Raw genomic sequence first — 24,605 nt, 5'->3', positions numbered from 1 at the left:
ACTCCGATGTACTCCTCAACCGTTGATTATACAATAAAATGTTACAAAATAAAAGTTATCTACTTAAAACTTTCATTATCTGCGATAAATTTTAGGAAGTTTAAACTGTTGGTTCTCTTCAAAGGCCCAACCGATTTGTAAAAGTAAATCTTCTCGTCCTTTAGATGCCATAAATTGAATGCCTAATGGTAATCCTTCGTTTGTGACAAAAGTTGGTAAGCTAATGGCTGGTTGTCCTGTTAAATTAGCTAGTTGCGTGTATGGCGACAATGCTAAGCTTGCTTCAAACATATCATACACGACTTGAGCTGCTTCATTTGCTGAGAGCTCTGCTGCATTTGCTAAGCGTGTACGAATCTCATCACTTTGTAAATCCGTAGCTATTTTAGGTGCGGGATATGCAGTAGTTGGTGTCAAAAATAAATCATATGTTTCAAAAAGGGTCTCCATCTGGTATGCTGCTTCATCCCACGATTGCAACGAATGGACGTAGCTTGCTGCCGATAATTTGGTGCCATATTGATAAATCCCCCAAGTCATCAACTCCATGTCTTCTTTGGTAACTTCACGCTGTAATCCATGCGAAATCTCTTCAAACATAGCCGCTGTTTCCGCCCCATTCATTTGATAATAATCACGAATCAATCGTGGTCCGTCAACTGGATAAGAAATGTCTGTCACTTCATGTCCTTGACTTTCTAAAAAGTCAATCGCTTCTTTCACCGCCTGAATCGCCTCTTCAGAAACTGTTGTACCTACTGGAGAAATTGTTGAAAAAGCTATCCGCAATGATTTTTTTTGCGTAGCTTGTTGATGTTGCCACTCTACTTGGGGCGCGTGATATGGTGCAGCAAGCTCTGTTCCTCTCATCCCATAAAACAGTGCTTGTGTATCACGCATCGAAACAGTCAATCCAAAAGAAATGGAAGCTCCTTGCCAGCCACGCCAGCCTGTAGGTCCTACTGGTATCGTTCCTCTCGTTGGTTTTAACCCAATTAATCCATTAAAAGAAGCTGGAATACGAATGGAACCACCTCCATCACTAGCAGCAGCAATCGGAAAAATCCCAGCAGCTACAACAGCAGCAGCTCCTCCACTTGAACCGCCTGCTGAATATGATAAGTTCCAGGGATTTCTTGTATCGCCATAAATATTAGCATCCGTTACATTTTTAAAACCAAATTCTGGTGCAGCGGTTTGTCCTAAAGGAATGAAACCATTTTTTTCTAATGAATGAACAAAATGACTCGTATAGGATGCACGTTGGTTAATAAATAAACGACTGCCAGATGTCGTTAACCAATCTTTTTTAGATTGTCCTAACATCTTTAATGGAATCGGTAATCCTGCAAAAGGGGTCTCTTGAATATTTTTTGTTTCATTATATTGCTTCAATGCTGACTCTTTATCAAATGTGACTAAGGCATTTAACAGTGGGTTTTCTTTTAAGACCTTACGTTCAATTTCTTCTACATATTCTTGAAAAGATATTTGTTTTGTTTTTAACTGTTCTGCCCAAAATAATCCATCTTTCATCATCTACTTCACCTCCCTTTCTTTTTAACATAAATTAATAAAATTTCATAATTTTTTTGCATATTTTGATTTCTAAATTATTTATAAATGTATATTTACCCTTTTTATTTACATATATTGAATATTTATTCTCTTTTCTATTGCCTATTAGAATATTTTCTGATACTATAACGTCATCACATTAAAAGCGAGGTATTATATAAATATGAAAGAAAAGGTTATTTTAGCTTACTCTGGAGGATTAGACACCTCTGTTTCTGTAAAATGGTTGGTTGACGAAGGTTACGATGTTATTGCTTGTTGTTTAGACGTTGGTGAAGGTCGAGATACAGAATCGATTCGTCAAAAAGCCTTAACAGTTGGCGCTAGCGCGTCTTATGCAATTGATGCTCGTGAAGAATTTGCACAAGATTTCGCCTTAATTGCTTTACAAGGAAATACTTTTTATGAGAATTCTTATCCTTTAGTTTCTGCTTTATCACGTCCATTAATTTCAAAAAAATTAGTTGAATTAGCACATGAAACAAATGCTACAACTATTGCACATGGTTGTACTGGTAAGGGAAATGACCAAGTTCGTTTTGAAGTGGCTATTGCAGCTTTAGACCCTTCTTTAAAAGTCATTGCTCCTGTTCGTGAATGGAAATGGTCACGTGAAGAAGAAATTGCTTATGCACAAGAAAAAGGTGTGCCAATCCCTGCAGACTTGGATAATCCTTATTCAATTGACCAAAACTTATGGGGCCGTGCATGTGAATGTGGTGTATTAGAAGACCCATGGGCAACTCCTCCTAAAGGGGCTTATGAGCTAACAAAAGAATTAGAAGACACACCAGATCAAGCAGATATTGTACAAATTACATTCAAAAAAGGTGTACCAGTAGCATTAGATGGGAAAGAAATGAATTTATCTTCTCTTGTAGCAGAATTAAATCAATTAGCTGGAAATCATGGAGTTGGTCGTATTGACCACATTGAAAACCGTTTAGTTGGGATTAAGTCCAGAGAAGTTTATGAATGTCCTGGCGCGATGACGTTGATGGCAGCTCATAAAGAATTAGAAGATTTAGTATTCGTTCGCGAATTAGCTCACTTTAAACCCATGATTGAACATCAACTAGCTCAAGTAATTTATAATGGTTTATGGTTTAATCCTTTAACTGATGCATTAATTGCTTTCTTAAAGAGCACACAAGAATATGTGAATGGTGTAGTTCGTGTCAAACTGTTCAAAGGCAATATTATTTGCGAAGGTAGAAAATCAGAAAACAGCTTATATGATGAAAACTTAGCAACTTACACTTCTGCAGATACATTTGACCAAGATGCAGCCGTTGGTTTCATTAAACTTTGGGGCTTACCAAGTAAAGTACATGCAGAAATTCAAGCAAAACAAAACAATGCATAACGGAGGTTCACTACATGAAGAAACTTTGGGGTGGTCGCTTTGATGGAAAAAATGAAGATTGGATAGATGCGTTTGGCGCATCTATCTTCTTTGACCAAGCATTAGCAAAACAAGACATTTTAGGTAGTTTAGCACATGTCAAAATGCTTGTTCATACGAAGATACTTTCTCAAGAAGAAGGCCAACAAATTATTGATGGATTAACTATCATTCAGCAAAAAGTTGCCAATGACGAATTGGATTATACTGTACAAAATGAAGATATCCACTTAAATATTGAATCTTTTTTACATGAAGAAATTGGACCCGTAGCTGGTAAATTACATACCGCTCGTTCTAGAAATGACCAAGTTGCAACAGATATGCATCTTTATTTAAAAGAAAAGGTGCAAGATATTTTAGAAAAAATTCACGACTTACGTAAAGTATTGGTCACTAAAGCAGAAGAAAATATTGAAACAATCATGCCTGGTTATACGCATCTTCAGCATGCACAGCCAATTTCATTTGCACATCATTTATTGGCGTATTACCAAATGCTCACACGCGATCAAGAACGCTTATCGGAAAATCTAAAAAGAATTGATTGTTCGCCATTAGGAGCAGCTGCTTTAGCTGGAACCACTTTCCCTATCGATCGTGAATTCGCAGCTAAAGAATTAGGGTTTGGTTCAGTCTATGCTAATAGTTTAGATGCGGTCAGTGATCGTGATTTTATCTTAGAATTTTTAAGCAATTCTTCAATTTTAATGATGCACCTTTCTCGTTTTTGCGAAGAAATTATCTTATGGTGTAGTCACGAATTTCAATTTGTTCAATTATCAGATACATTTTCGACAGGTAGTTCGATTATGCCTCAGAAAAAAAATCCAGATATGGCCGAACTAATTCGTGGGAAAACAGGACGCGTCTATGGTGATTTATTTGGTCTATTAACGGTGATGAAAGGCTTACCTCTTGCATACAACAAAGATTTTCAAGAAGACAAAGAAGGGATGTTTGACACAGTAGAAACCGTTGAAAAAAGTTTGACTATTATGTCAGGAATGATTGCTTCGATGCAAGTTAATCAAAAACATATGTTAGAATCTACGGAAAAAGATTTTTCCAATGCTACCGAATTAGCCGACTACCTCGCAAATAAAGGGATTCCCTTTAGAGAAGCACATGAAATTGTTGGTAAGTTAGTTTTTTCTTGTATTCAAAAAGGTATTTATCTTCAAGATATTTCTCTTGAAGAATATCAATCTATTGTTCCTACTATCGAAGAAGATTTATATGATAAATTAAGTTCTTATACAGCTGTCAAAAATCGTAACTCATTAGGTGGTACCGGTTTTGCACAAATTGAAAAACAAATTGAACAAGCCAAACAACACTTATAAAATAAACGAACGCTAGACAGTTATGTTCTAACGTTCGTCTCAATAGTTACACCAAACCCCGACCGAAGAAATTTGGTCGGGGTTTATGCAATTCGTCGTTCATGGGATTGAACTGAACGACAGCCAAGTTTCGTTTGGATTCGTTAATGATTGTAGCAAGAAATCCATTTGATAGATACTGCTGATAACTTTTCTGTAGCGAGCCATTTAATGGTTAGGATGAACCGTTCGATGTCTTCTTTATAAATTAGCTATCCAATTATATCTATCAGCTGTTTTTTCTAAATTTAAATAAACATTACTTAATTTTTAAACAAAAATCCCTCTATGCAAGTGAATACTCACATAGAGGGATTGCTTGTTGTAATAAAATTATCGGCGATAGCCTTTGCCTAATTTTTTCTCCCATATCTTCAAAATTTGTGAAGTAGTGAAAGTTAAAATGAAATAAATAGATGCCGCAACATACAGTGGTTTCATTGGAATAAAGGACGAAGTAATCACAATTTGAGCACTATTCATCAGTTCATAAATACCAATTGTCGAAAGTAACGATGAATCTTTAATTAAGACAATGAACTCATTTCCTAATGGCGGTAAAATATTACGCATTGCTTGTGGCAAGATAACGTAACGCATGGTTTGAGCTGGTCGTAATCCTAACGATCCTGCTGCTTCTGATTGTCCAACTTCTACTGCATTAATTCCTGCCCGAACAATCTCAGCAACGTAAGCACCAGAGTTCAAAGACAGTGCGATAATCCCTGGTAATAAGCGACCAAAGTCAATATCCAACACGCCAATTGGAATTGTTGGCAAATTAAAAACTTTATGCAGCAATCCAATACTAATCAAAATTTGTACTAACATTGGGGTTCCACGAAAAACTTCAATATAAATATTTGCAAGCCAACGGAAAGGACGTACAGACGACAATTTCATTAAAGCAAAGATAACGCCCAATATCGTACCTAAGATAATCGTGATAAATGAAATAATCAAGGTCACGAGTGTGCCAGAAATAAAATAATTATAATACGTAGATAAAAAAGAGTAATCCATAATATTCTCCCCTTCTACTTAGAGGCATTCTCATTTGCTAAATCGGTATTTTTTTGGACAAAATCAGCAATTTCCCCGTCATCAATTAATTTTTGTAGCGCCTCATTTAATGCTTCTTGTAATTCAGTGCTACCTTTTGGCAAAGCAATTGCGTATGCTTCATCTTCCGCTGTTTCTAAAGCTACATCAGCGATTGCGATATCATCATTTTGTCCAACATATGATTCGGCAACGGCACTTTCTGCAACTAAAGCGTCAATAGAACCTTGTTTTAATTCAAGAACTAGACTAGGTACTTTTGGAACAGAAACAATCTGAGAATCTGGTAGTTGATCTTTTACAATTGATTCTTGAATCGAACCTTTTTGTGCGCCCACTTTTTTACCACTTAAATCACTAACTTCTTTATATTTATCTAAGTTATCTTTATGCACGATTACTTTTTGTTCAGGTAAGAAATAATTCATTGTAAAATCAATTGATTTCTTACGTTCTTCTGTCGCAGAAATACCAGAGACAGCAATATCCACTTGACCTTGTTCCAAAGCAGCTAAAACGGCATTGAATTCCATATCAGAAAATTCAACTTTAGGAATACCTAGTTCTTTCGCTAAAGCATTCACCATATCAATATCAGCACCAACAATGGTATCTTTGCCATCAATCATTGCATGAAACTCAAAAGGTGCAAAATCCGCAGATGTTCCCACTTTAAGCACGCCTGCTTCTTTAATTTCTTCTAATTGATTAGTTGCTTCAGAAGCTTTACTAGAACCTGAACCAGCTGTTTCACCACCACCACAAGCTGCTAAAGCAAATAAACCTATTACGATACTCGTTAAACCAATTATTTTTTTCATATTAATTGCCCCTTTTAATATTTATACATAAACATTTCTTTTTTTAACTATATATGCACTTTATCATATAATTAATAAAAAATAAACAACAAATATGCATTATTTGTTGTTTTCGTATATATTCTTGCAAATTTTAGCTTTTCAAACGATAATAAAGAAAAGGATTGGAGGAATTTATATGTCTACAATGGTATTTGTCAATTTCCCCGTAAAAGATGTTGCTGCTTCTACAGCTTTTTATGAAAAGTTGGGTTTCAAAAAAAATGAGGAGTTTTCAACTGAACAAACAAGTTCAATGGTTTGGGATGATAATTTCTGGATTATGTTATTAGATCATTCATTTTATCAATTATTCATCAAAGATCGTACAATTGCAGATACAAAAACACAAAGTGCAACGTTAATTGCTTTTTCATTGAATAGTGCCGAAGAAGTTAAAAACTTTGGCAAAATTGCTGAAGAAAATGGTGGTAGTGTTTATAAAGTAGATATGGGCATTCCTGAAGATCAAATGTATGGATTAGAAGTAATCGATTTAGATGGAAATACACTTGAACCAACCTGGATGCAAGTATAAAAATAAGCCGAAATTCAAAATTGTTGAATTTCGGCTTTTCTTATTCTGACCATGGTAAATCAATTGATAATTTAGCAGCGAATTCTTTATACGCGCTACGTTCTTCTAAGCGACTAGCTCGACGTTTTTCGTAGCCACCACAAACCAATTGTTCTTCCTCGGTTTCAGGAATTACTTTTGGAACAGTGAATTCCGTTTCTTCATTCATATGCGAAGGTACTGCAACAAACGTTGTAAAACACGTTGCTGCTAGATAACGTTCACCAGTCACCAAGTCTTCGCCAATTACTTTGACAAATACTTCCATTGATCGATTATGTGCTCCAGACACATACGATTCGATACATACAGAGTGGTTATTATGTAATGGCTTTAAAAAATTCAACTGGTCTAACGATGCCGTTACCGCGCCTCTTCGACAATGTCTTGTAACTGAAATGGAGGCTGCATCATCAATCAAAGTCATTAGTTTTCCACCAAATAAAAAACCAAACGGATTCAAATCAAATGGAAAAATACGATGCGTTTGAATAACTTTCGATAATCGACAATAAGTTTCTTGCAAATAAATCACCTCAGCTGTAGTTTAGCACAAATTTTATTATAAGAACCAAAATTATAACATACATCTATTAACAATAAAATATCCGAACTACAGAGAGTGTGCCGCCTGCTACCTAGCAGGTTCTCGTCGCAAATTCAAAAGAGAATTAACGTCTCACACTCCATTTAGTTCGGATGTTATCGTTTGTTTAATATTTTCTAAAACGTTGATAACGTGCTTCTAACAATTCTGGTAAATCTTTTGCTGATAATTCCTTTAGCTTTCGAATCAAATCTGATTTCATTCGCTTCACTATCGCAGCTTCTGACAAAGGCTCACCACGAAATGTTTCCGGAATCACACGTTCAACAATACCTAATTCTTTTAATTCCTGTGCAGTGATTTTCATTAAATCAGCTGCTTCTTTGGCACGACTACCATCTTTCCAAAGAATTGAAGCAAATCCCTCTGGAGATAACACGGCATAAATTGAATGTTCCATCATCCAAACTTCATCGCCTAAGGCTAATGCTAAGGCACCACCACTACCACCTTCACCTATGATAATGGCAATAATTGGGACACTTAAATCTGACATTTCTAATAAATTACGAGCAATTGCTTCGCCTTCACCACGTTCTTCTGCGCCAATTCCACAAAATGCACCTGCTGTATTTACAAAAGTAATAACCGGTCGATTAAATTTTTCTGCTTGTTTCATCAAGCGCAATGCTTTACGGTAACCTTCAGGGTGTGGTGAACCAAAATTACGTTTCAAGTTTTCAGGTAGATTACGTCCTTTTTGAATACCAATAACAGTGACAGGTTTGTCATCTAATAAAGCGACACCACCGACAACTGCTTCGTCATCTGCAAATAAACGGTCTCCATGAAATTCTTGATAATTGTCAAAGATGCGTTCAAAGTAGTCCAATGCAGTCAAGCGCTCTTTTGCGCGCGCTAATTGAACAATTTCATGTGCTGGTCTACCCATTATTCACGCCATCCTTTCATCGTATGCATTTTTACCAAAGAATGAATGCGATCACGTAGTTCTGTACGTTGCACAATTTGGTCAACAAAGCCATGTTCTAATAAGAATTCAGCTTTCTGGAAATCCTCTGGTAATTCTTGCTTAATTGTTTGCTCAATCACGCGACGACCTGCAAAACCAATCAAAGCTTGTGGTTCAGCTAAAATAATATCGCCTTCCATCGCAAAGCTTGCAGTTACACCACCCGTCGTAGGGTCAGTCAAAATCGTTAGATAAAATAAGCCTTTGTTACTGTGGCGTTTAACCGCAGCCGAGATTTTTGCCATTTGCATTAATGAAAAAATACCTTCTTGCATTCTTGCACCACCAGAAGCAGTGAACAAAACAACGGGTAAATTTAATTCAGTTGCTTTTTCAAATAAACGGGTAATTTTTTCACCTACAACCGTTCCCATACTTCCCATGATAAAATGAGAATCCATGATTCCTAAAGCAACTTCTTCACCTAAAACAACTGCTTTGCCGGTTAATACAGCTTCATGTAAATGCGTTTTTTCACGCATTTGTTGAATTTTTTCTTTGTAATTTGGAAAGTTTAACGGATCAGTTGTTTCAATGTCCGTATCCCATTCTTCAAAACTTTTTTCGTCAATCGTCAAAGCAATTCGTTCCCAAGCTGTAATACGGAAATTATAACCACAATTAGGGCAGACTTTTTCTGCCCCAATTTCTTTGGTATAAAGGGTATGTTTACAACTTGGACATTTCGCCCACATATTATCTGGCACAGAAGGTTCATTGATTGGCGTTGTGTCTCGATTTGGATTAATCCGAATATAATCCTTTTTCTTCTTGAATAATGCCATAGATTTCCCTCCTAAACTTCAGGCGTCCAATTTGGTAAAAATTCTTCTTGTAAGAATGCTGTACTATAATCGCCAGCAATTACTTTGGGATGACTAATTAAATCCAATTGAAATTCTGCATTAGTCACAACACCATCTGTAACTAACTCACTTAGAGCACGTTGCATTTTCATCAACGCTTCAAAACGATTATCTCCATAAACAATGACTTTTGCAATCATTGAATCATAGTATGGTGGAATCGTATAACCTGAATACATCGCACTGTCAACGCGTAAGCCCATCCCACCACTTGGTAGCAATAAGTTATGAATTTTACCAGGCGATGGTGCAAAGTTAAATGCAGGGTTTTCGGCATTAATACGGCATTCAATCGCATGGCCTTTTAACACAATATCCTCTTGTTTTAAGCCTAGCTCTTCACCACTAGCAATTTCCAATTGTTTTTTTACTAGATCCACACCAGTAACCATCTCCGTAATAGGATGTTCTACTTGAATTCGTGTATTCATTTCCATAAAGTAAAATGAACCGGCTTCATCCATTAAAAATTCAATGGTACCTGCATTTTGATAATCTACAGCTTGAGCTGCTCGAACTGCCGCCATCCCAATTTCTTGACGCTTTTCAGCAGAAATAACTACAGAAGGTGATTCTTCTAAAACTTTTTGATTGTTACGTTGCAATGAACAATCACGTTCGCCCAAATGAATGATATTTCCAAAGTTATCACCTAAAATTTGTACTTCAATATGACGAGCTGGATATACGATTTTTTCAATATACATATCGTCATTACCAAAGGCCGCTTTAGCTTCTTGTTGTGCAGATGAGAAATGTTGAGGTAATTCTTCTTTTGTTAAAACTTTACGAATTCCTTTACCTCCACCGCCTGCTGCAGCTTTTAACATTACAGGATAGCCAATTTCTTCAGCAATCGTCAATGCTTCTTCCACATCCTCAACAGCGCCATCACTACCTGGAATGACTGGTACATTAGCTTCAATCATCAAACGACGTGCATTGATTTTATTTCCCATATCATCAATTGTTTTGCTTTTCGGTCCAATAAAAACAATATTGCACTCTTCACACATTGAGGCAAAACGACTATTTTCGGAAAGAAATCCAAAACCAGGATGAATTGCTTCAGCTTTTGTTACAATAGCTGCGCTTAAAATTTGTTGCACGTTCAAATAAGAATCGGAAGCTTTAGCAGGGCCAATACAAATGGCTTCATCTGCTAATTCAGCATGTAATGCATTTTTGTCTGCTTCTGAGTAAACTGCGACTGTTCGTACGCCTAATTCACGACAAGCACGAATGATACGTACCGCAATTTCTCCACGATTTGCAATTAATATCTTTGAAAACATAAGTCACCTATCCAATCATGAAGGTTAATTCAGCTTCGGCAACTTTTTTGCCATCCACTTTCGCTACACCTTTACCAATTCCAGCAGAAGCTTTTACTTTGATAATTTCCACTTCTAGAATTAGTGTATCTCCTGGTGTTACTTTTTTACGGAATTTTGCTTTATCAATCCCACCGAAATAAGCTGTTTTACCACGAAATTGCTCTAATGATAACAATGCTACTGCGCCAGCTTGGGCCATCGCTTCAACAATTAAGACACCAGGCATTACTGGTTCGTGAGGAAAATGACCTTGGAAAAATGGTTCATTGATTGTTACGTTTTTCTTAGCAACAACACGTTCGCCGTCTACTAATTCTTCTACGCGATCGATCAATAACATCGGATAACGATGAGGGATAATCTCTTTGATTTCTTGAATATTCAATACAGTCATAATTAACCTTCTTTCACACGGAACAGCGGTTGGTTAAATTCAACCACTTGTTCGTTTTCTACTAAAACTTCTACAACTTCACCCGAAATATCACTTGTAATTTCATTCATGACTTTCATTGCTTCAACAATACAAACAACTTCGCCTTTTTGGACACGATCGCCAACTTGTTTGAAGTTTGGTTTGTCTGGGCTTGGTTTTAAGTATACTACACCTACTAGGGGTGAAACAATTTCTGTTCCCGCAATTACTTCTGGCACTGGTTGTGCTGGTGTAGCTTGAACCGGTACAGAAGCTGGTTGAACGGCTGCTTCAGTTACTTGAGGTTGTTGTACTGATGCTGATTGTACTACCGGCACAGTATTTTGTGTGCGTGATACGCTATTTTTATTTAAATATAATTCGAAGTTTCCATCTTTTAGATTAAATTCAGTTAATGTGGATTGATCAAAAAGAGAAAGTAAGTCCTTTAACTCATTCAGTTCCATCCTTATGCCTCCCAACGTTTCATCAAAATAACTGCATTATGACCACCAAAACCAAGTGAATTGCTCATCGCATAGGTTAATTCTGCAGGTTTGCTTTCATTAATCACAACGTTTAAGTCAATTTCTGGATCTTGTTCTGTCACATTAATATTGGGTGGAATAAATTGATGTTGTAACGCTAATAATGTCGCAACGGCTTCCACTCCACCAGCTGCTCCTAATAAGTGACCAGTCATAGATTTCGTACTACTTACATACGTCTCTTTATAACTATCTCCTAATCCATAATGAATAGCAGTTGCTTCTGATACATCATTAGCTGGTGTACTTGTACCATGAGCATTGATATAACCAACTTCTGAAGGTTCAATCCCTGCCTCTGACATGGCTAATTTCATCGCTTTACCTGCACCTGAACCATCAGGATTTGGAGCAGTCATATGATACGCATCACAGTTTGCACCATAGCCTACAACTTCACCTAAAATATTTGCACCACGCGCTAGAGCATGTTCTAACGATTCTAATAGTAGAACCCCAGCTCCTTCACCCATAACAAAACCACTACGGTCTTTATCAAATGGCGTGGATGCTTTATTCGGATCAGATTCAGTTGTTAAAGCTGTTAAGGAAGCAAATCCAGCAATACCGATTTCACAAATCGTTGCTTCTGAACCGCCTGCAAGCATAACGTCTGCATAACCATGTTTGATATTACGGAACGCTTCTCCGACAGAATGTGTACCTGACGCACATGCAGTTACTGTCGTAGTACAAATTCCTCTAGCACCTACACGTAATGCGATGTTTCCAGCAACCATATTTACGATTGACATTGGTACAAACATAGGTGAGACACGTTTAGGGCCTTTCGCATTCATTCGTGTTACTTGATCTTGAATTGTTGGTAAGCCACCGATGCCTGAACCAACCATCACGCCAAAACGATCTGCATCAATCGCTTTCGTATCTAGTTGTGCCATTTCAATGGCATCTAAAGCTGCGTGAATACCGAAAAGTGAAAATTCATCCATACGTTTCGTATCTTTTTTAACAAAATATTTTTCTAATGGAAAATCTTTGACTTCACCTGCAACAGAAATTCCTGTTGCTTCTGCATCAAATTTTGTAATTGGACCAATTCCATTGGTACCTTCTTTTAAACTTGTTAAGAATGTTTCTGGGTCATTTCCGATTGGTGAAACGACACCATAACCTGTAATTACTACTCGATTCATAAATTTTCTCCTCTCTTAACCGTGCATGACCAATCCACCGTCAACATTTAAGACTTGACCAGTGATATATGGACTTTTTGCTAAGAAAATAGCAGTTTGAGCAACATCATCTACGTTTCCAAAACGTTGTAATGGAATCGTTTGTGTTACTTGTTCTTTCACTTTATCAGATAAAACATCTGTCATGTCTGTTTGGATAAATCCAGGAGCAATCGCATTACAAGTAATACCTCGTGGCGCTACTTCTCTGGCTACTGATTTAGTAAAACCAACAACACCTGCTTTACTTGCTGCATAATTTGCTTGGCCTGCATTTCCCATCAATCCTGAAACACTTGAAAGATTAATGATTACGCCTTCACGTTGTTTCAACATTTTTTTCATGACTTGTTGGGTCATGTTAAATGTACCTGTCAAATTAATTTTCAAGACTTGTTCGAAATCTTCTTCTGTCATACGAAGCAACAACTTATCATTAGTGATGCCTGCATTATTGACTAAGACATTTACTGCCCCTAATTTTTCTTCTGCTTCTTTAATCATTTCGCCTGCATTTTTAAAGTCTGAAATATCGCCAGAAACGCCCACACATTTCACACCAAATTCTTCAATAGAAGCAATTAGTTCTTCTGAAATATCACGACGACCATTTAAGACAATATTTGCCCCTTCTTTGGCAAATGCTTTTGCGATGGCTAAACCAATGCCTCGCGTACTACCTGTAACAAAAACCGTTTTATCTTTTAATTCCATTTTTTCCTCCTAGGATAATAATGCCTCTGTCTCTTGTAGCGTCTTATCATCTTCTACACGAGACATCACTAATGTTTTGTCAATTTTTTTGATAAAACCTGAAAGAACTTTTCCTGGACCAATCTCAATCACACGTTCAATTCCCAATTCTTTTAACGTTGCTACGCTTTCAAAAAAACGAACTGGTGACATCACTTGACGTTCCAATAACTCTTTAATTTCGTTTTGTTGCATTACTTGAGCAGTAGTGTTACTAATAACCGGCACAGCCATTTCATTAAAAGAAACCTCTTCTAAGGCAATTTTCAACTTGTCTGCGGCGGGCTTCAATAAAGCTGTATGGAATGGACCACTAACGTTTAATGGAATCATTCGTTTCACACCGGCTTCTTTTAACAACTCAAGTGCTTGATCTACTGCTGCAACTTCTCCACCAATGACAATTTGTTGTGGTGTATTGTAGTTAGCTGGTGACACAATTCCTTGTTCACTCGCTTGTTTGCACGCTTCTTCAATCGTTTCAATAGGTGCATTCATAATCGCTACCATTTTACCTGTTCCTTGTGGTGCTGCAGTTGCCATGTATGAACCGCGTTTGGCAACTAATGCAACTGCTGTTTTAAAGTCTAATGCGCCACTGGCTACTAAAGCAGTATATTCACCTAAACTTAATCCAGCAACAGCATCTGCATGATAACCTTTTGCTTCTAATACACGCCAAAAAGCCACACTAACCGTTAGAATCGCTGGTTGAGTATATTCTGTTTGATTTAATCGTTCATTTTCTGTAAAACATAATTCTGCCATATCGTAGCCTAAGACTTCACTCGCCTCAGCAAATGTTTGACGAACAATTTCTTCCTGATCGAATAATTCTTGTCCCATGCCAACATATTGTGCACCTTGACCACTAAATAAAAAAGCTGTCTTCATGTTTCTCTCCTTTAAATTCCCGTTGATATTTGAGGATAAGTATTCGATTCATATCTACTCAACGTTGGATTTTCTATATAAAAGGAAAGGCTAGGCTTTTGGCCCAGCCTTAAAAATTAAGCTTGTTGTTGTTCTACGTATTTCACTAAATCTTCAACAGTTTTGATGCCGTCTTCAACTTCAATTTTCACGTCAAATTCGTCTTCAATTTCGTTGATGATTTGGAATAAATCTAAGCTATCTGCTTCTAAATCTTCTTGGATGTTTGTAGTTAATTTGATTTCTTCTTTATCTTTACCTAATTCTTCTGCTACGATTTCTTGAATTTTTTCGAATACCATGTTTATATTCCTCCAATTGTTTTGTACATTTTTAATTTTATATGACTACAGGTTTACAAAGTCAGCAACACGGTTCCCCATGTTAACCCACCACCAAAACCTGAAAGTACCACTTTTTGGTTGCTACCTAATGTTAAGACTCCTGAGGCAATGGATTCATCTAATAACAACGGAATTGTTGCTCCAGATGTGTTTCCATATTTATCCATATTTTGTAAGAATTTCTCTCTAGGAACTTTAATTTTCCGCGCAATTTTATCTAAAATACGCGAATTTGCTTGATGAAGTAAGAAATAATCAATTTCTTCTTTCTCTTCACTAATAAGCTCATCAATTGCCTTTGCTACGTCACGTGTCGCAAAATCAAAGATGTCTCGTCCAGCCATTGTTAAACAAGAACTCTGACTAGTATTCACTGATCCATAAGGACTATTAATCGCACGATAACCAGAAGTCAATGACATGCCTCTTGTACCATCTGCACGTAAGCTTTCTTTTAAGAGGTGTTGTTGTTCTGTTGCTTCTAATAAAACACCACCTGCTCCGTCACCAAACAATACCGCTGTTGAGCGATCTTGCCAGTCTAAAACTTTCGAAAGTACTTCGCCGCCAATAATTAATCCTTTTTTTGAACCTGTACGAATCATTTTTTCACCCATCGACAACGCATAGACAAAGCCGGCACACGCTGCACTTAAATCAAACGCTAACGCATTTGTCGCACCGATTGCCCCTTGCACCATACATGCCACAGAAGGTGAATTGTAATCTGGGGACATTGTTGCAACAAGAATAAAATCCAATTCCTCTGGAGCTGTACCGCTTTTTTGTACTAATTGCTTAGCAACATGGATACATAGATCAGAAGTATTCTCGTCTGTCGCAATATGTCGTGTTTTTATTCCTGTGCGAGAATAAATCCATTCATCGCTTGTGTCCATGATTTCTGCCAACTGATCGTTCGTTACAATTTTTTCAGGCACGTAACTGGCTGTTGCAGTAATCTGTCCAAAATTTGTCATATACATACGCTCACTTATATTCTTGTAAGAATTGATGAAGATTATCCAACGCTTTTAATAAAGCATGTTGTTCCTCTTCTTCCATGTTCACCAAAATTTCTTTAATCATTTGACTATGAAAATGTTGATGCACACGATACAATAATTTCCCTTTTTTTGTCAACGATAATTTGACAACTCGTCGATCATCTTCGCTACGAATTCTTTCAACGTAACCTTTTTTCACTAATCGGTTAATCGCGATGGTCAATGTACCCACTGTAATTGAAAGCTCTTTTGCAACTTCAGAAGTTGTCTTTTTTTTGTACATACCAATCGCTTCGATTGTGTGCATTTCGGTAATCGAAAGGTCATTGAATCGTGATTTTTTCAATTCTGATTCTTCGATTACTAAAATGTCATTAAAGACATCCACTAGTAAGCTATTAATTCTTTCAAAATCTGGTTTCATTGCTTCACCATCCGAATACTTTGATTATCAAATCATTTGACAATCAAACTATAATTCATATTTTTTAGAAAAGCAAGAGTATTTTCAGTTTTTTTTAAATTTCCATCTTATTTTCTGTAAATAAAAAAAAATATTCCCCTTTCAAATACTTTGATTTTCAAAACAATTTTACCATATTTATTAAAAAAATACCTTAATAACTTTATTTTTACTTGTTTTAGTTTGAATTTTCTGCTATCTTCGAGTCAAATCTCCTTATAGAAATGGCGTGAAATCAACTATTGGCTAATTTAAAAGAAAAAGTAAAGATTTTACCAACCACACCTGGAATTTATCTCATGAAAGACCAATATGATGAGATTATTTACGTTGGAAAAGCCAAAAATTTAAAACAGCGTGTCCGCTCTTACTTTCAAAAAAATAGCCAGCACTCAAAAAAAGTGCTGCGCATGATTTTTAATATTCATGATTTTGATATTATCCAAGTGGATACCGAACTTGATGCCTTATTACTCGAGTGCCAATTAATTCAAACGTATCATCCATTGTATAACCAACAAATGAATCATTCGTTACGTTATAGTTATGTGACAGTTTCTCCAAAAGGTATTGAAATCAATTCAATGGTTTCTTCAAATAGTCTAGGCCCTTTTCGGCAATATAAAAAAATTCCGATAGTAAGTCAAGTTTTGAGTGAAATTTATCAAATGCCTTGGGTCAACCACATTACAATGCATGCTTTGATTAAACAATTACCTGAAATGCAAAAAATCCCATTAAATCAACGGTTAAATGAAATTACCGCTTTTTTTCAAGGGACTGAGCAAAGCTATCTTCCTTGGATGGAACAACGAATTTCTTATTTATCTGAACACTTACACTTTGAACTCGCTCAAGCTCTAACCGAACAGCTTAACATATTAAACTATTTTTTCTTACAAAACAAAGAACTCGTGCGTTTTTCACAACAAAAAAAACTTATTTTTTCACTACCGTTAACTGAAACAACAAATAAATATTATCAAATTTCTTTTGGTCAAATCATTCATACGCAAATTCTCTCATTAAATGAAGCATTTCAACCAATTGAAAGCAGAGTAAAACCTTTCAGCTTAACGAAAACAACCATTGACCCCTTACTAATTTTAATGAATTATATGAAAAAGACATCTAAAAAGGGCTAGCATTTCGCTTTTTCCTTTTTAGACGTCTTTTTACTATTGAATTAAATCGTAAATTTCCATTGCAACAATATCAACATTATCAAATTGATACGGCTGATTAGATTCAGCTTCCGTTAATTCAAAGGTCTCTGTCGAGTTGTCATAAGTGACGATACATTTTTCAACGCCTTCTTTTTCAAAACGACGAACTTGTACCTCACTGTCTTGCGCTTCAATCATAGCTTCAAGACGTTTGATGATAGCGACTAATTGCGAACTTTTCATTCGTAGTCCCTCCCTTTTTTCATTTCTGTTACATTGTATCAAATGACTGGGTTACGTGCATTGTTTTTGCAAAATTTTTTTAAATTTTAAGATTTTTTCCCATCTTGCCACCAAAGTTTAATTAATGCTTGTGTCCCATCGTCTCCATAACCAGCCTTTTCTAGTTTTTCATAGAGTTGTTCAGCCAAAGTTGTACTTGGCAAGTCGATTCCCATGTTATTTGCTTCATCTAAAGCAATTTTCAAATCTTTAACAAAATGTTTTACAAAAAAGCCTGGGGAATAATTTTCTGCCAAAATGCGTGGGCTATAATTAATCATTGACCAGTTAGCTGCACTTCCACCAGCTAAGGTATCCAATATTTTAGACAAGTCCAATCCTGCTTGATTTGCATAAACAAGCATCTCTGTCATCCCGGTCATAGTACCAGCAATCATAATTTGATTGGCCATTTTAGCATGCTGCCCCTTTCCAGAGCCTCCATGCAACATACATGTTTTACCAAATTGTTCAAAAACAGGTAGGACATTTTGATAAGCGGCTTCTGAACCGCCAGCCATAATTGTTAGTGTTCCATTTTTTGCGCCTAAATCGCCACCAGATACTGGTGCATCTAAACTTTCTGCCCCGTTTTCATTTGCAGTTTGGGCAATTTTAACAGCTAAAGAAGGTGTACTTGTTGTTAAATCAACTAAAATTTTTCCCTTCACATCGGTGGCAAAAATCCCTGTGGCAGCATGATAATAGGTTTCTTCAACATCATGTGGATAGCCTACCATCGTGAAAATCAATTCACTTCCTTCTGTTACTGCTTTTGGTGAATCTTGCCACGTAGCACCTTTTGCTATTAGATCATCAGTTTTACTTTTTGTTCGATTGTAGACAGTTATATCATGACCTGCCGCTATTAAATGTTCTACAATCGCATGTCCCATGACACCTGTTCCGATAAATCCAATTTTCATGTCGATTCCCCCTCAAAAAAAGTTCACGTTTTTAGTATACGCTAAAAACGTGAACTTGAATATAATTTATTCTGAAGTTCCTTTAAATGATCGTAAACGTGTTTTTAATTTATCCATCGTTTCCGTCAATTCATTTTCTGAATGATTTTCTTCATAAAAAGTAATCATATCGTTATAAAATTCAATTATAGCTTTTCCAAAATATTCGGCAGAAATTTCATACATTTTTTGATCTAATATTTCTTGATTTTTCTGAATACCCGCTTGAACATACTCAATAAAACAAGAAGCAAAATCTTCATCTTTTTCAAATGTGACACCAAATGAGGCATCGCTAATTAATGTGTTCAAATAATCATTACCTTCAACAACCATTTGTGTCCCTGCTGCCATTGCTTCAGTATAGGTCAATCCTTGTGTTTCTGAGGTTGATGCACTAACGAAATAATTTGCAGCTTGATAATATAAGGCCACTTCATCATTTGGTACCTCACCAACAAATTGAACATATTCCATTAAACCTTTTTCGGTAACTAGTTCTTCTAATTCTTCTTTATACGGACCTTTTCCTACAATAACCATTCGAACATTTGGCAAAACAGCGAGTACTTCTGGTAAACCTTGAATAATTGCTTGAATATTTTTTTCATAAGATATACGGCTTAACGATAATACCATCAATTCTTTTTCTGTAATGCCCAATGCTGTACGCAAGTCTTGTTTCATTTCTTCTGTAATATCAGGTCGTTTAAACTTCTCAATTTCAATCCCTGTCGGAATAATCCGCATTGGTGCTACGACGCCATAGCTTTCTAGCTTTTCAATTACACGTTCGCTTGGACAAACTACACCAGTTGAGTGATTGGCAAATAATCGAGAAAAATATTTTACATGGACTGGACGAACAACTTTTCCCTTTGCAATATAATGTAGATAATCTTCATACATAGTGTGATACGTATGAATAACTGGTATACGCATTTTTTTACCCACCATCTTACCTAAAAGACCGGCACCGAACTCTGTGTGGGTATGAATTAAATCCAACTCTAATTCTTTGGCAATCAAATAGGCATACCACATGCCACGTACAACAATTCGGCGATCTTTAAATGAAATAAAGGGTACACTAGGCATTCGAATAATTCCTTCTTCAAATTCCGGTGCATTAGGATCCGTGGTCGTAAAAATAAATACCTCGTGTCCCATTTTTTCCAATTCATCTTTTAGTGTCCGAATAGATGTAGCAACACCACTTACTTGAGGCAAGTAAGTGTCTGTAAAGAACCCAATCTTCACGACATTCCCTCCAAACTCCGACTGTCTACTGCACTCCCCTTCAGCACAGTTTCATAGACTTTTTTTAATTCTGTTCCTATTTGCTGAATACTTTTTGATTGTGCTGTTTCATAGCCAGCTTTCGTTAAATCTGGCACTTGTTTCTCAACAATTTCTTCAATTTTTTGACAAAATTCTGCATTCGTTGTTCCCATATAAGCATTATAATCTTTTTTTAACCAACCTTCATATACAGGGATATCTCGAACAAGCACATTTTGATGACTTGCTAATGCTTCTAATACTACAATTCCTTCTGTCTCTTCATAGGAAGGAAAGAAAAATAAATCAGCATTGGAATACGCCCCTTCAATAATTTCTCCCTTAATATATCCTGGAAAAATTACATTGTCAGGGTGATTTCCTTTAACAATCTCCCGAATATCTTTTGGAATGGTATACATTGGAGTATGCCCAAACCAAATAAAGGTATATTGAGGCAACTGTTTAGCAATTTCGATAAAATCAGTCAAGCCTTTGCGATGGAAATATAAACCTACAGAAATAATCACTTTTTGTTCTGGAGCCAATTGAAAGAATGCTCGAAACTTTTCTTCTTTCTTTTTACTTACTTGATATTTATCTAAATCAATGCCGTTAGAAACCACACTAATTGGTCGACGAATACCATAGCCTTCTAAAATTTTTTTAGCATAAACAGTTGGTGTAATTAAATGGTCACTATGAGAATACAAATAAATTAAATATTTTTTATATAATGAAGCCACTTGATTTGACCCAATAAACGAATTTCGAAAATCTTCAGCATTTGAATGTGCGTGATACACGACTTTTTTACCATTTTTTTTAGTACGACGAATCATCTGACGACTTTTAAAGCCATACGTATTAATGTGTAAAATATCATAATCATCGTTAGCATTTATTGTATAATCGACGCCTGCACATGTTAATGCTTTTTTTTGATGTTCAAAGGCGCGACCGATACCAGATTTTTCCAGCATTCGTTCTCCTTCAAAATAAAGAAGTACTTTCAAAAAAGTCTCCTCCCTTGTTATGTTTATTATTCAGTATATCATAGCCCCACCTTAGAATACTCCAACTATAGTCTTAGTTTCCAGACTATTTTTACACTTTACTTTCAAAATACTGTCAATTCAAGCTTTTTATTTTTAGTATTACAAAACTGTTCGTTTATTTTCATGAATTTTTATAAAAATAACTAGTTTATTTTAACAATTCATGATACGGTGAATATACATTTTGGAGGTGTTTTACTTGAAAGTTATCGATATGCACTGCGATACAATTATGCGAATTTTCACTTCAACTGCCAATTTAGCTGAAAATAATTTACAAATTGATTTAGAAAAAATGAGACAAGGTGATTATTTATTACAAAATTTTGCTATTTTTTTAGACAAAGAAGCTGAAGACTCTCCCTATCAAACAGCTAAAGCAATGATTAATTGCTTTTATCAGCAAATGGAACAATATTCTCAAATCATTCGACCTGTGACTCGTTATGAAGAAATCATTCAGAACAATCAGCAGCATATCTTAAGTGCCTTATTAACAATGGAAGAAGGTGCACCTCTTGAAGGCAATGTCGAAAAGTTAGCTGAATTTTATCAATTAGGTGTCCGCATGCTGACTTTAACTTGGAACTATACCAATGAGATTGGTTTTCCTAACGCACGTTATTGGAATTCTGAAACACAGACACTTTCATCCCAACAAGGATTAACCAAAAGAGGCATTGAGATTGCACAGGCAATGAACGAATTAGGTATGATTATTGACGTTTCACATGGATCGGATCAATTAGTTGAAGACGTTCTGACACATACCTCCGCACCTTTTGTAGCCAGTCATTCTAACGCTCGAGCATGTTTCCCGCACTTTCGTAATTTACCTGATTCGCTAATCAAAAAAATTGCTGACCGTGGTGGTGTGATTGGCTTGAATTTTTCTGAAGATTTTTTAAGAACCCGACAACAAAAATTACCACTTATTAATCAGTTAGTGACACATGCTATTCATATGAAGAATATTGGTGGAATTGATGTTATTGGTTTTGGTTCTGATTTTGATGGGATTCCAGTTAGCCATGAATTACCTGATGCAACCATTTTCCCTACTATTTATGATGCTTTTCAAAAAGCTGGATTTACTACCTCAGAAATTGAAAAGATTTTTCATCAAAATGTGTTGCGTTTATATAAAGAACTATTAATTTAACACTTTCTTATGCAAAAAGAGTCTAACGGCAATTTCATTAGATTCTTTTTGCAATTTCAATACAAATTATTGGTCACTCCATACTTCGCTAATCCTTATAACAAAAAAGTGATAGACCTAAAATAAGACCTATCACTCTTTCATATTTAAAATTCACTCCAGCTATCATCATCTGTTTTGTCAGAAATATTTTTCTTTTTATCTTCTCTTTTCTTTTTCTTTAATTCTACTATTAAAGAATAGATGGCAACAGCAGCTAATACAATTAATAATATTCTAAAAATAAAGAAAAACATATCTACTCACCATCTGTCACAACAGCATTCGCACCATTGACTGTAACCCAGCCATGTTCTTTGCGAGCTTGTGCTTCTTCATATTTAATTAGATTTTCAGTTACAGATTCAGCAATTTTCTTATTTGCTTCTGCCTCGGCTTCGGCTTGTTTAGTAATTTCATAAGCTTTAGCATCTGCTTGAGTTTTCTTTGTTTCAGCATCTAATTTAGCTTTTTCGTTTTCTTGCCCAGATAATACAATCGCATCAATTGATTTTTGTGTTTCTGCATCAATTTCAGGAACCCCTACCGTTACATCTTCCACAACAAATCCTTTTGTTTCAACTGACTTAGAAAAATTCGCTAATAAATTTCCTTCTGCTTCAGAAGATTTACCAGATAAAATATCTAAAATAGTATATTGAGAATAAACTTCTCTTGCTTCTTTTTGTAATTTTGATTTTAACCAGCCTTCTTCAATATCTTCTGAAGTAATGTTACCAAATTCTTTATACATTGCTGATGTTTTAGTCGGATCGATTTTATAATCATATTTAATATTTACAGAGGTCTTTTTACCATCTGATGTGGCAATTGAAACACTTTCTGCTTGAATTGTTTGTAAGCGAATTGGATATTGTGTTACTTTATCCAATCCTACAAATTTAATTCCTTGTCCTAAGGTTTCGTCACGTACACCACCATTAATAGAATAACGCACCCCAACATAACCGTTTTCAATCTTTTCAAAAAAAACAAAAGCCCCTGCAATCACCGCTCCTAATACCACAACTGCCGTCAGACTTGTTTTAATAGCTTTGTTTGTACCAGTTTTATTTATTCCAGCTTTTTTCATCTTATTATCCACTCTTTCTTATTTAGTTGTTGTTTTAATTATTACATGTTTTTTTATTTCTATCAATTGATTATTTAAAAACCAGTCTAAAGGCTGAGAAATAAAAAAACATCCCATCTCTAAAGACAGGATGTTTAAAATTAATTTTTTAATGCTTATTCAGCAACGTATTCTTCAACTAAAGCAACGACTTCTTCCATTGTGTCGCAATCTTTAAGCGCACGATTTGCAAGTTCTTGCATTTTAGTAGTGTCTAAACGTTTCAATTGTTTTTTTACTATAATATTCCATTTCATAATGTTAATATATCAGCTTTTTTATAGAAAAAAAGCTTAAGTCGTTCAACTAAATTAAATAGAATTAAAATCAAATGGCATTTAATATGGCGTAAAATACTTATATATAATAGGAAGAGAAAATAAAACGTGTGGGGCGTTGATTTACATAAATGAGGGGTAGCTTTATTTATTAGTATATGTATTTTTTGAAAAATTACACATAAAAAGTATGACGTTCAGGCATGAATTTACGACGTTTGGGGTAAAAATGGTTTTCGTTATTTATTCTATGCTATCTTCTAAATCTAGTGATAAATATTTAAGTAAAACTAAGGAGGAATTATATGTTTAAAAAGAAAAGATTTACAGAAATTTTTTTATTAGGAATTATTGTGTTACAAGTCTTGGTACAACCTTTTTCGGTAGTTCATGCTGAAGAGATAATTGAAGATGCTAGTTCTAAGATTGATATTCAAAACTCTAATGAGAAAGAAAAAGAAGCTATCCTTTCTGCTATTGATGAAGAGGTGTCTAAGCAAACTGATTTTTCAGAAGAAGAAAAGGCAAACTATCGTCAGATTTTGATTAACTTTTATGATTCATCTTCTGAAAATTATGGTGATTTAGACTCTGTTGTCTTTACCGATAACTCAGAAAAAACGATGTTTAGAGCAGCTAAAGCTTCTCATGGGCTTCTTTCTGTTAGAGCGTTAGGTTCAATTATCAATGTGGCTATTGCAGCTGTAACTGGAGGTTCAATATCTGCTTATGTAAGAAAACATGGCTTTAAAGCATTGGCGGTAGCACTACAGAGTAGATTAGCTGCAACAATTCAATTAAAATACGCTTCAGTGGTAATAAAAGGTCTTACAAGTGCTGCTATTAAGTTATCTGATCCAGGTCTTTATTTGGCTCAATTAGTTGATAAAAAAGATAAAATAAGAAATAATGGTTACATTGAATTGTGGTAAA

The 24,605-nt window shown here is 35.5% G+C and carries 28 protein-coding genes; 6 read left to right on the top strand and 22 right to left on the bottom strand.

All coding sequences use genetic code 11. The features are described from left to right. Positions 1-75 precede the first annotated feature (75 nt). The gene (locus AC4BC7_RS01625; RefSeq protein WP_490504399.1) at positions 76-1,536 is read right to left on the bottom strand and encodes an amidase; all 1,461 of its coding nucleotides are present in this window, start codon (positions 1,534-1,536) and stop codon (positions 76-78) included. Between the two features lie 205 nt (positions 1,537-1,741). On the opposite strand from AC4BC7_RS01625, the gene AC4BC7_RS01620 reads away from it, so the two are divergent. Together AC4BC7_RS01620 and argH are read left to right on the top strand one after the other, a co-directional pair. Beyond that, positions 1,742-2,944, top strand: coding sequence for an argininosuccinate synthase (locus AC4BC7_RS01620; protein WP_490503633.1), 1,203 nt, complete (start codon positions 1,742-1,744; stop codon positions 2,942-2,944). A 14-nt stretch (positions 2,945-2,958) separates the two neighbouring features. Next, positions 2,959-4,329, top strand: coding sequence for an argininosuccinate lyase (argH, locus tag AC4BC7_RS01615; protein WP_490503632.1), 1,371 nt, complete (start codon positions 2,959-2,961; stop codon positions 4,327-4,329). A 372-nt stretch (positions 4,330-4,701) separates the two neighbouring features. On the opposite strand, the gene AC4BC7_RS01610 is transcribed toward argH, so the two are convergent. Together AC4BC7_RS01610 and AC4BC7_RS01605 are read right to left on the bottom strand one after the other, a co-directional pair. Beyond that, entirely contained in the window at positions 4,702-5,391 is a 690-nt protein-coding gene (locus AC4BC7_RS01610) for an amino acid ABC transporter permease (RefSeq protein WP_207940200.1), read from the bottom strand. Between the two features lie 14 nt (positions 5,392-5,405). Further along, complete coding sequence (locus tag AC4BC7_RS01605; protein WP_490503631.1) at positions 5,406-6,251, bottom strand: transporter substrate-binding domain-containing protein; 846 nt, start codon at positions 6,249-6,251, stop codon at positions 5,406-5,408. Positions 6,252-6,429: 178 nt separating this feature from the next. Between AC4BC7_RS01605 and AC4BC7_RS01600 the strand changes: the two genes are divergently transcribed. Continuing rightward, complete coding sequence (locus AC4BC7_RS01600; RefSeq protein WP_207940198.1) at positions 6,430-6,828, top strand: VOC family protein; 399 nt, start codon at positions 6,430-6,432, stop codon at positions 6,826-6,828. Positions 6,829-6,868: 40 nt separating this feature from the next. Here the strand turns inward: AC4BC7_RS01600 and AC4BC7_RS01595 are convergent, their stop codons facing one another. From AC4BC7_RS01595 to fabT, 12 genes are all read right to left on the bottom strand, one after another. Continuing rightward, entirely contained in the window at positions 6,869-7,393 is a 525-nt protein-coding gene (locus tag AC4BC7_RS01595; protein ID WP_207940197.1) for an acyl-CoA thioesterase, read from the bottom strand. A gap of 187 nt (positions 7,394-7,580) precedes the next feature. Beyond that, positions 7,581-8,366, bottom strand: coding sequence for an acetyl-CoA carboxylase carboxyl transferase subunit alpha (locus tag AC4BC7_RS01590; RefSeq protein WP_207940196.1), 786 nt, complete (start codon positions 8,364-8,366; stop codon positions 7,581-7,583). Continuing rightward, on the bottom strand, positions 8,366-9,232 hold the full coding sequence (gene accD / locus AC4BC7_RS01585; protein ID WP_207940195.1) for an acetyl-CoA carboxylase, carboxyltransferase subunit beta: 867 nt from the start codon (positions 9,230-9,232) through the stop codon (positions 8,366-8,368). Before accD ends, AC4BC7_RS01590 begins: the two co-directional genes overlap by 1 nt. Before the next feature lie 11 nt (positions 9,233-9,243). Further along, positions 9,244-10,608, bottom strand: a complete 1,365-nt coding sequence (locus tag AC4BC7_RS01580) for an acetyl-CoA carboxylase biotin carboxylase subunit (protein WP_490503629.1) — start codon at positions 10,606-10,608, stop codon at positions 9,244-9,246. A gap of 7 nt (positions 10,609-10,615) precedes the next feature. After that, entirely contained in the window at positions 10,616-11,035 is a 420-nt protein-coding gene (fabZ, locus tag AC4BC7_RS01575) for a 3-hydroxyacyl-ACP dehydratase FabZ (protein ID WP_207940632.1), read from the bottom strand. Between the two features lie 11 nt (positions 11,036-11,046). Then, positions 11,047-11,532, bottom strand: coding sequence for an acetyl-CoA carboxylase biotin carboxyl carrier protein (gene accB / locus AC4BC7_RS01570; protein ID WP_490503628.1), 486 nt, complete (start codon positions 11,530-11,532; stop codon positions 11,047-11,049). Between the two features lie 2 nt (positions 11,533-11,534). Then, the gene (gene fabF / locus AC4BC7_RS01565) at positions 11,535-12,770 is read right to left on the bottom strand and encodes a beta-ketoacyl-ACP synthase II (protein WP_490503627.1); all 1,236 of its coding nucleotides are present in this window, start codon (positions 12,768-12,770) and stop codon (positions 11,535-11,537) included. Positions 12,771-12,785: 15 nt separating this feature from the next. After that, on the bottom strand, positions 12,786-13,523 hold the full coding sequence (gene fabG, locus AC4BC7_RS01560; RefSeq protein ID WP_207940191.1) for a 3-oxoacyl-[acyl-carrier-protein] reductase: 738 nt from the start codon (positions 13,521-13,523) through the stop codon (positions 12,786-12,788). Positions 13,524-13,532: 9 nt separating this feature from the next. Beyond that, on the bottom strand, positions 13,533-14,456 hold the full coding sequence (gene fabD / locus AC4BC7_RS01555) for an ACP S-malonyltransferase (RefSeq protein ID WP_490503626.1): 924 nt from the start codon (positions 14,454-14,456) through the stop codon (positions 13,533-13,535). Between the two features lie 116 nt (positions 14,457-14,572). Further along, entirely contained in the window at positions 14,573-14,797 is a 225-nt protein-coding gene (locus AC4BC7_RS01550; protein ID WP_207940189.1) for an acyl carrier protein, read from the bottom strand. Positions 14,798-14,850: 53 nt separating this feature from the next. After that, the gene (locus AC4BC7_RS01545) at positions 14,851-15,819 is read right to left on the bottom strand and encodes a beta-ketoacyl-ACP synthase III (protein ID WP_490503625.1); all 969 of its coding nucleotides are present in this window, start codon (positions 15,817-15,819) and stop codon (positions 14,851-14,853) included. 10 nt (positions 15,820-15,829) lie between these two features. Beyond that, a complete protein-coding gene (gene fabT, locus AC4BC7_RS01540) occupies positions 15,830-16,270 on the bottom strand; it encodes a fatty acid biosynthesis transcriptional regulator FabT (protein WP_207940187.1) in 441 nt (146 codons plus the stop codon). Positions 16,271-16,551: 281 nt separating this feature from the next. Between fabT and AC4BC7_RS01535 the strand changes: the two genes are divergently transcribed. Further along, the gene (locus AC4BC7_RS01535; protein WP_490503624.1) at positions 16,552-17,454 is read left to right on the top strand and encodes a GIY-YIG nuclease family protein; all 903 of its coding nucleotides are present in this window, start codon (positions 16,552-16,554) and stop codon (positions 17,452-17,454) included. Between the two features lie 33 nt (positions 17,455-17,487). On the opposite strand, the gene AC4BC7_RS01530 is transcribed toward AC4BC7_RS01535, so the two are convergent. The 4 genes from AC4BC7_RS01530 to AC4BC7_RS01515 form a co-directional block, all read right to left on the bottom strand. After that, positions 17,488-17,718, bottom strand: a complete 231-nt coding sequence (locus AC4BC7_RS01530; protein WP_016175387.1) for a YkuJ family protein — start codon at positions 17,716-17,718, stop codon at positions 17,488-17,490. A gap of 86 nt (positions 17,719-17,804) precedes the next feature. Beyond that, positions 17,805-18,683: an NAD(P)-dependent oxidoreductase gene (locus tag AC4BC7_RS01525; protein ID WP_490503623.1), complete on the bottom strand. Its 879-nt coding sequence runs from the start codon at positions 18,681-18,683 to the stop codon at positions 17,805-17,807. Between the two features lie 66 nt (positions 18,684-18,749). Beyond that, the gene (locus tag AC4BC7_RS01520; protein WP_207940184.1) at positions 18,750-19,982 is read right to left on the bottom strand and encodes a glycosyltransferase; all 1,233 of its coding nucleotides are present in this window, start codon (positions 19,980-19,982) and stop codon (positions 18,750-18,752) included. Then, the gene (locus tag AC4BC7_RS01515; protein WP_490503622.1) at positions 19,979-21,019 is read right to left on the bottom strand and encodes an LTA glycolipid anchor biosynthesis glycosyltransferase, IagA/BgsA family; all 1,041 of its coding nucleotides are present in this window, start codon (positions 21,017-21,019) and stop codon (positions 19,979-19,981) included. Before AC4BC7_RS01515 ends, AC4BC7_RS01520 begins: the two co-directional genes overlap by 4 nt. A 232-nt stretch (positions 21,020-21,251) precedes the next feature. Here AC4BC7_RS01515 and AC4BC7_RS01510 point away from each other — a divergent pair, with 232 nt between their 5' ends. After that, complete coding sequence (locus AC4BC7_RS01510; protein WP_490504398.1) at positions 21,252-22,223, top strand: dipeptidase; 972 nt, start codon at positions 21,252-21,254, stop codon at positions 22,221-22,223. Between the two features lie 146 nt (positions 22,224-22,369). On the opposite strand, the gene AC4BC7_RS01505 is transcribed toward AC4BC7_RS01510, so the two are convergent. The 3 genes from AC4BC7_RS01505 to AC4BC7_RS01495 all read right to left on the bottom strand — a co-directional run bounded on the left by AC4BC7_RS01505 (position 22,370) and on the right by AC4BC7_RS01495 (position 23,651). Further along, a complete protein-coding gene (locus AC4BC7_RS01505; protein ID WP_207940181.1) occupies positions 22,370-22,519 on the bottom strand; it encodes a hypothetical protein in 150 nt (49 codons plus the stop codon). Between the two features lie 2 nt (positions 22,520-22,521). Next, positions 22,522-23,355 carry an SPFH domain-containing protein gene (locus tag AC4BC7_RS01500; RefSeq protein WP_490503621.1) on the bottom strand — a complete coding sequence of 278 codons (834 nt, stop codon included), beginning with the start codon at positions 23,353-23,355 and terminating at the stop codon, positions 22,522-22,524. A 155-nt stretch (positions 23,356-23,510) separates the two neighbouring features. Next, positions 23,511-23,651: a hypothetical protein gene (locus AC4BC7_RS01495; RefSeq protein WP_490504452.1), complete on the bottom strand. Its 141-nt coding sequence runs from the start codon at positions 23,649-23,651 to the stop codon at positions 23,511-23,513. A 326-nt stretch (positions 23,652-23,977) separates the two neighbouring features. Here AC4BC7_RS01495 and AC4BC7_RS01490 point away from each other — a divergent pair, with 326 nt between their 5' ends. Next, positions 23,978-24,604 carry a hypothetical protein gene (locus AC4BC7_RS01490; RefSeq protein ID WP_490503620.1) on the top strand — a complete coding sequence of 209 codons (627 nt, stop codon included), beginning with the start codon at positions 23,978-23,980 and terminating at the stop codon, positions 24,602-24,604. Position 24,605: the final 1 nt, after the last annotated feature.

The organism is Enterococcus sp. AMC1623 (assembly GCF_058216495.1).
The sequence above is the reverse complement of the archived record's forward strand: the minus strand, read 5'-3'. Positions and strand labels throughout refer to the sequence as shown.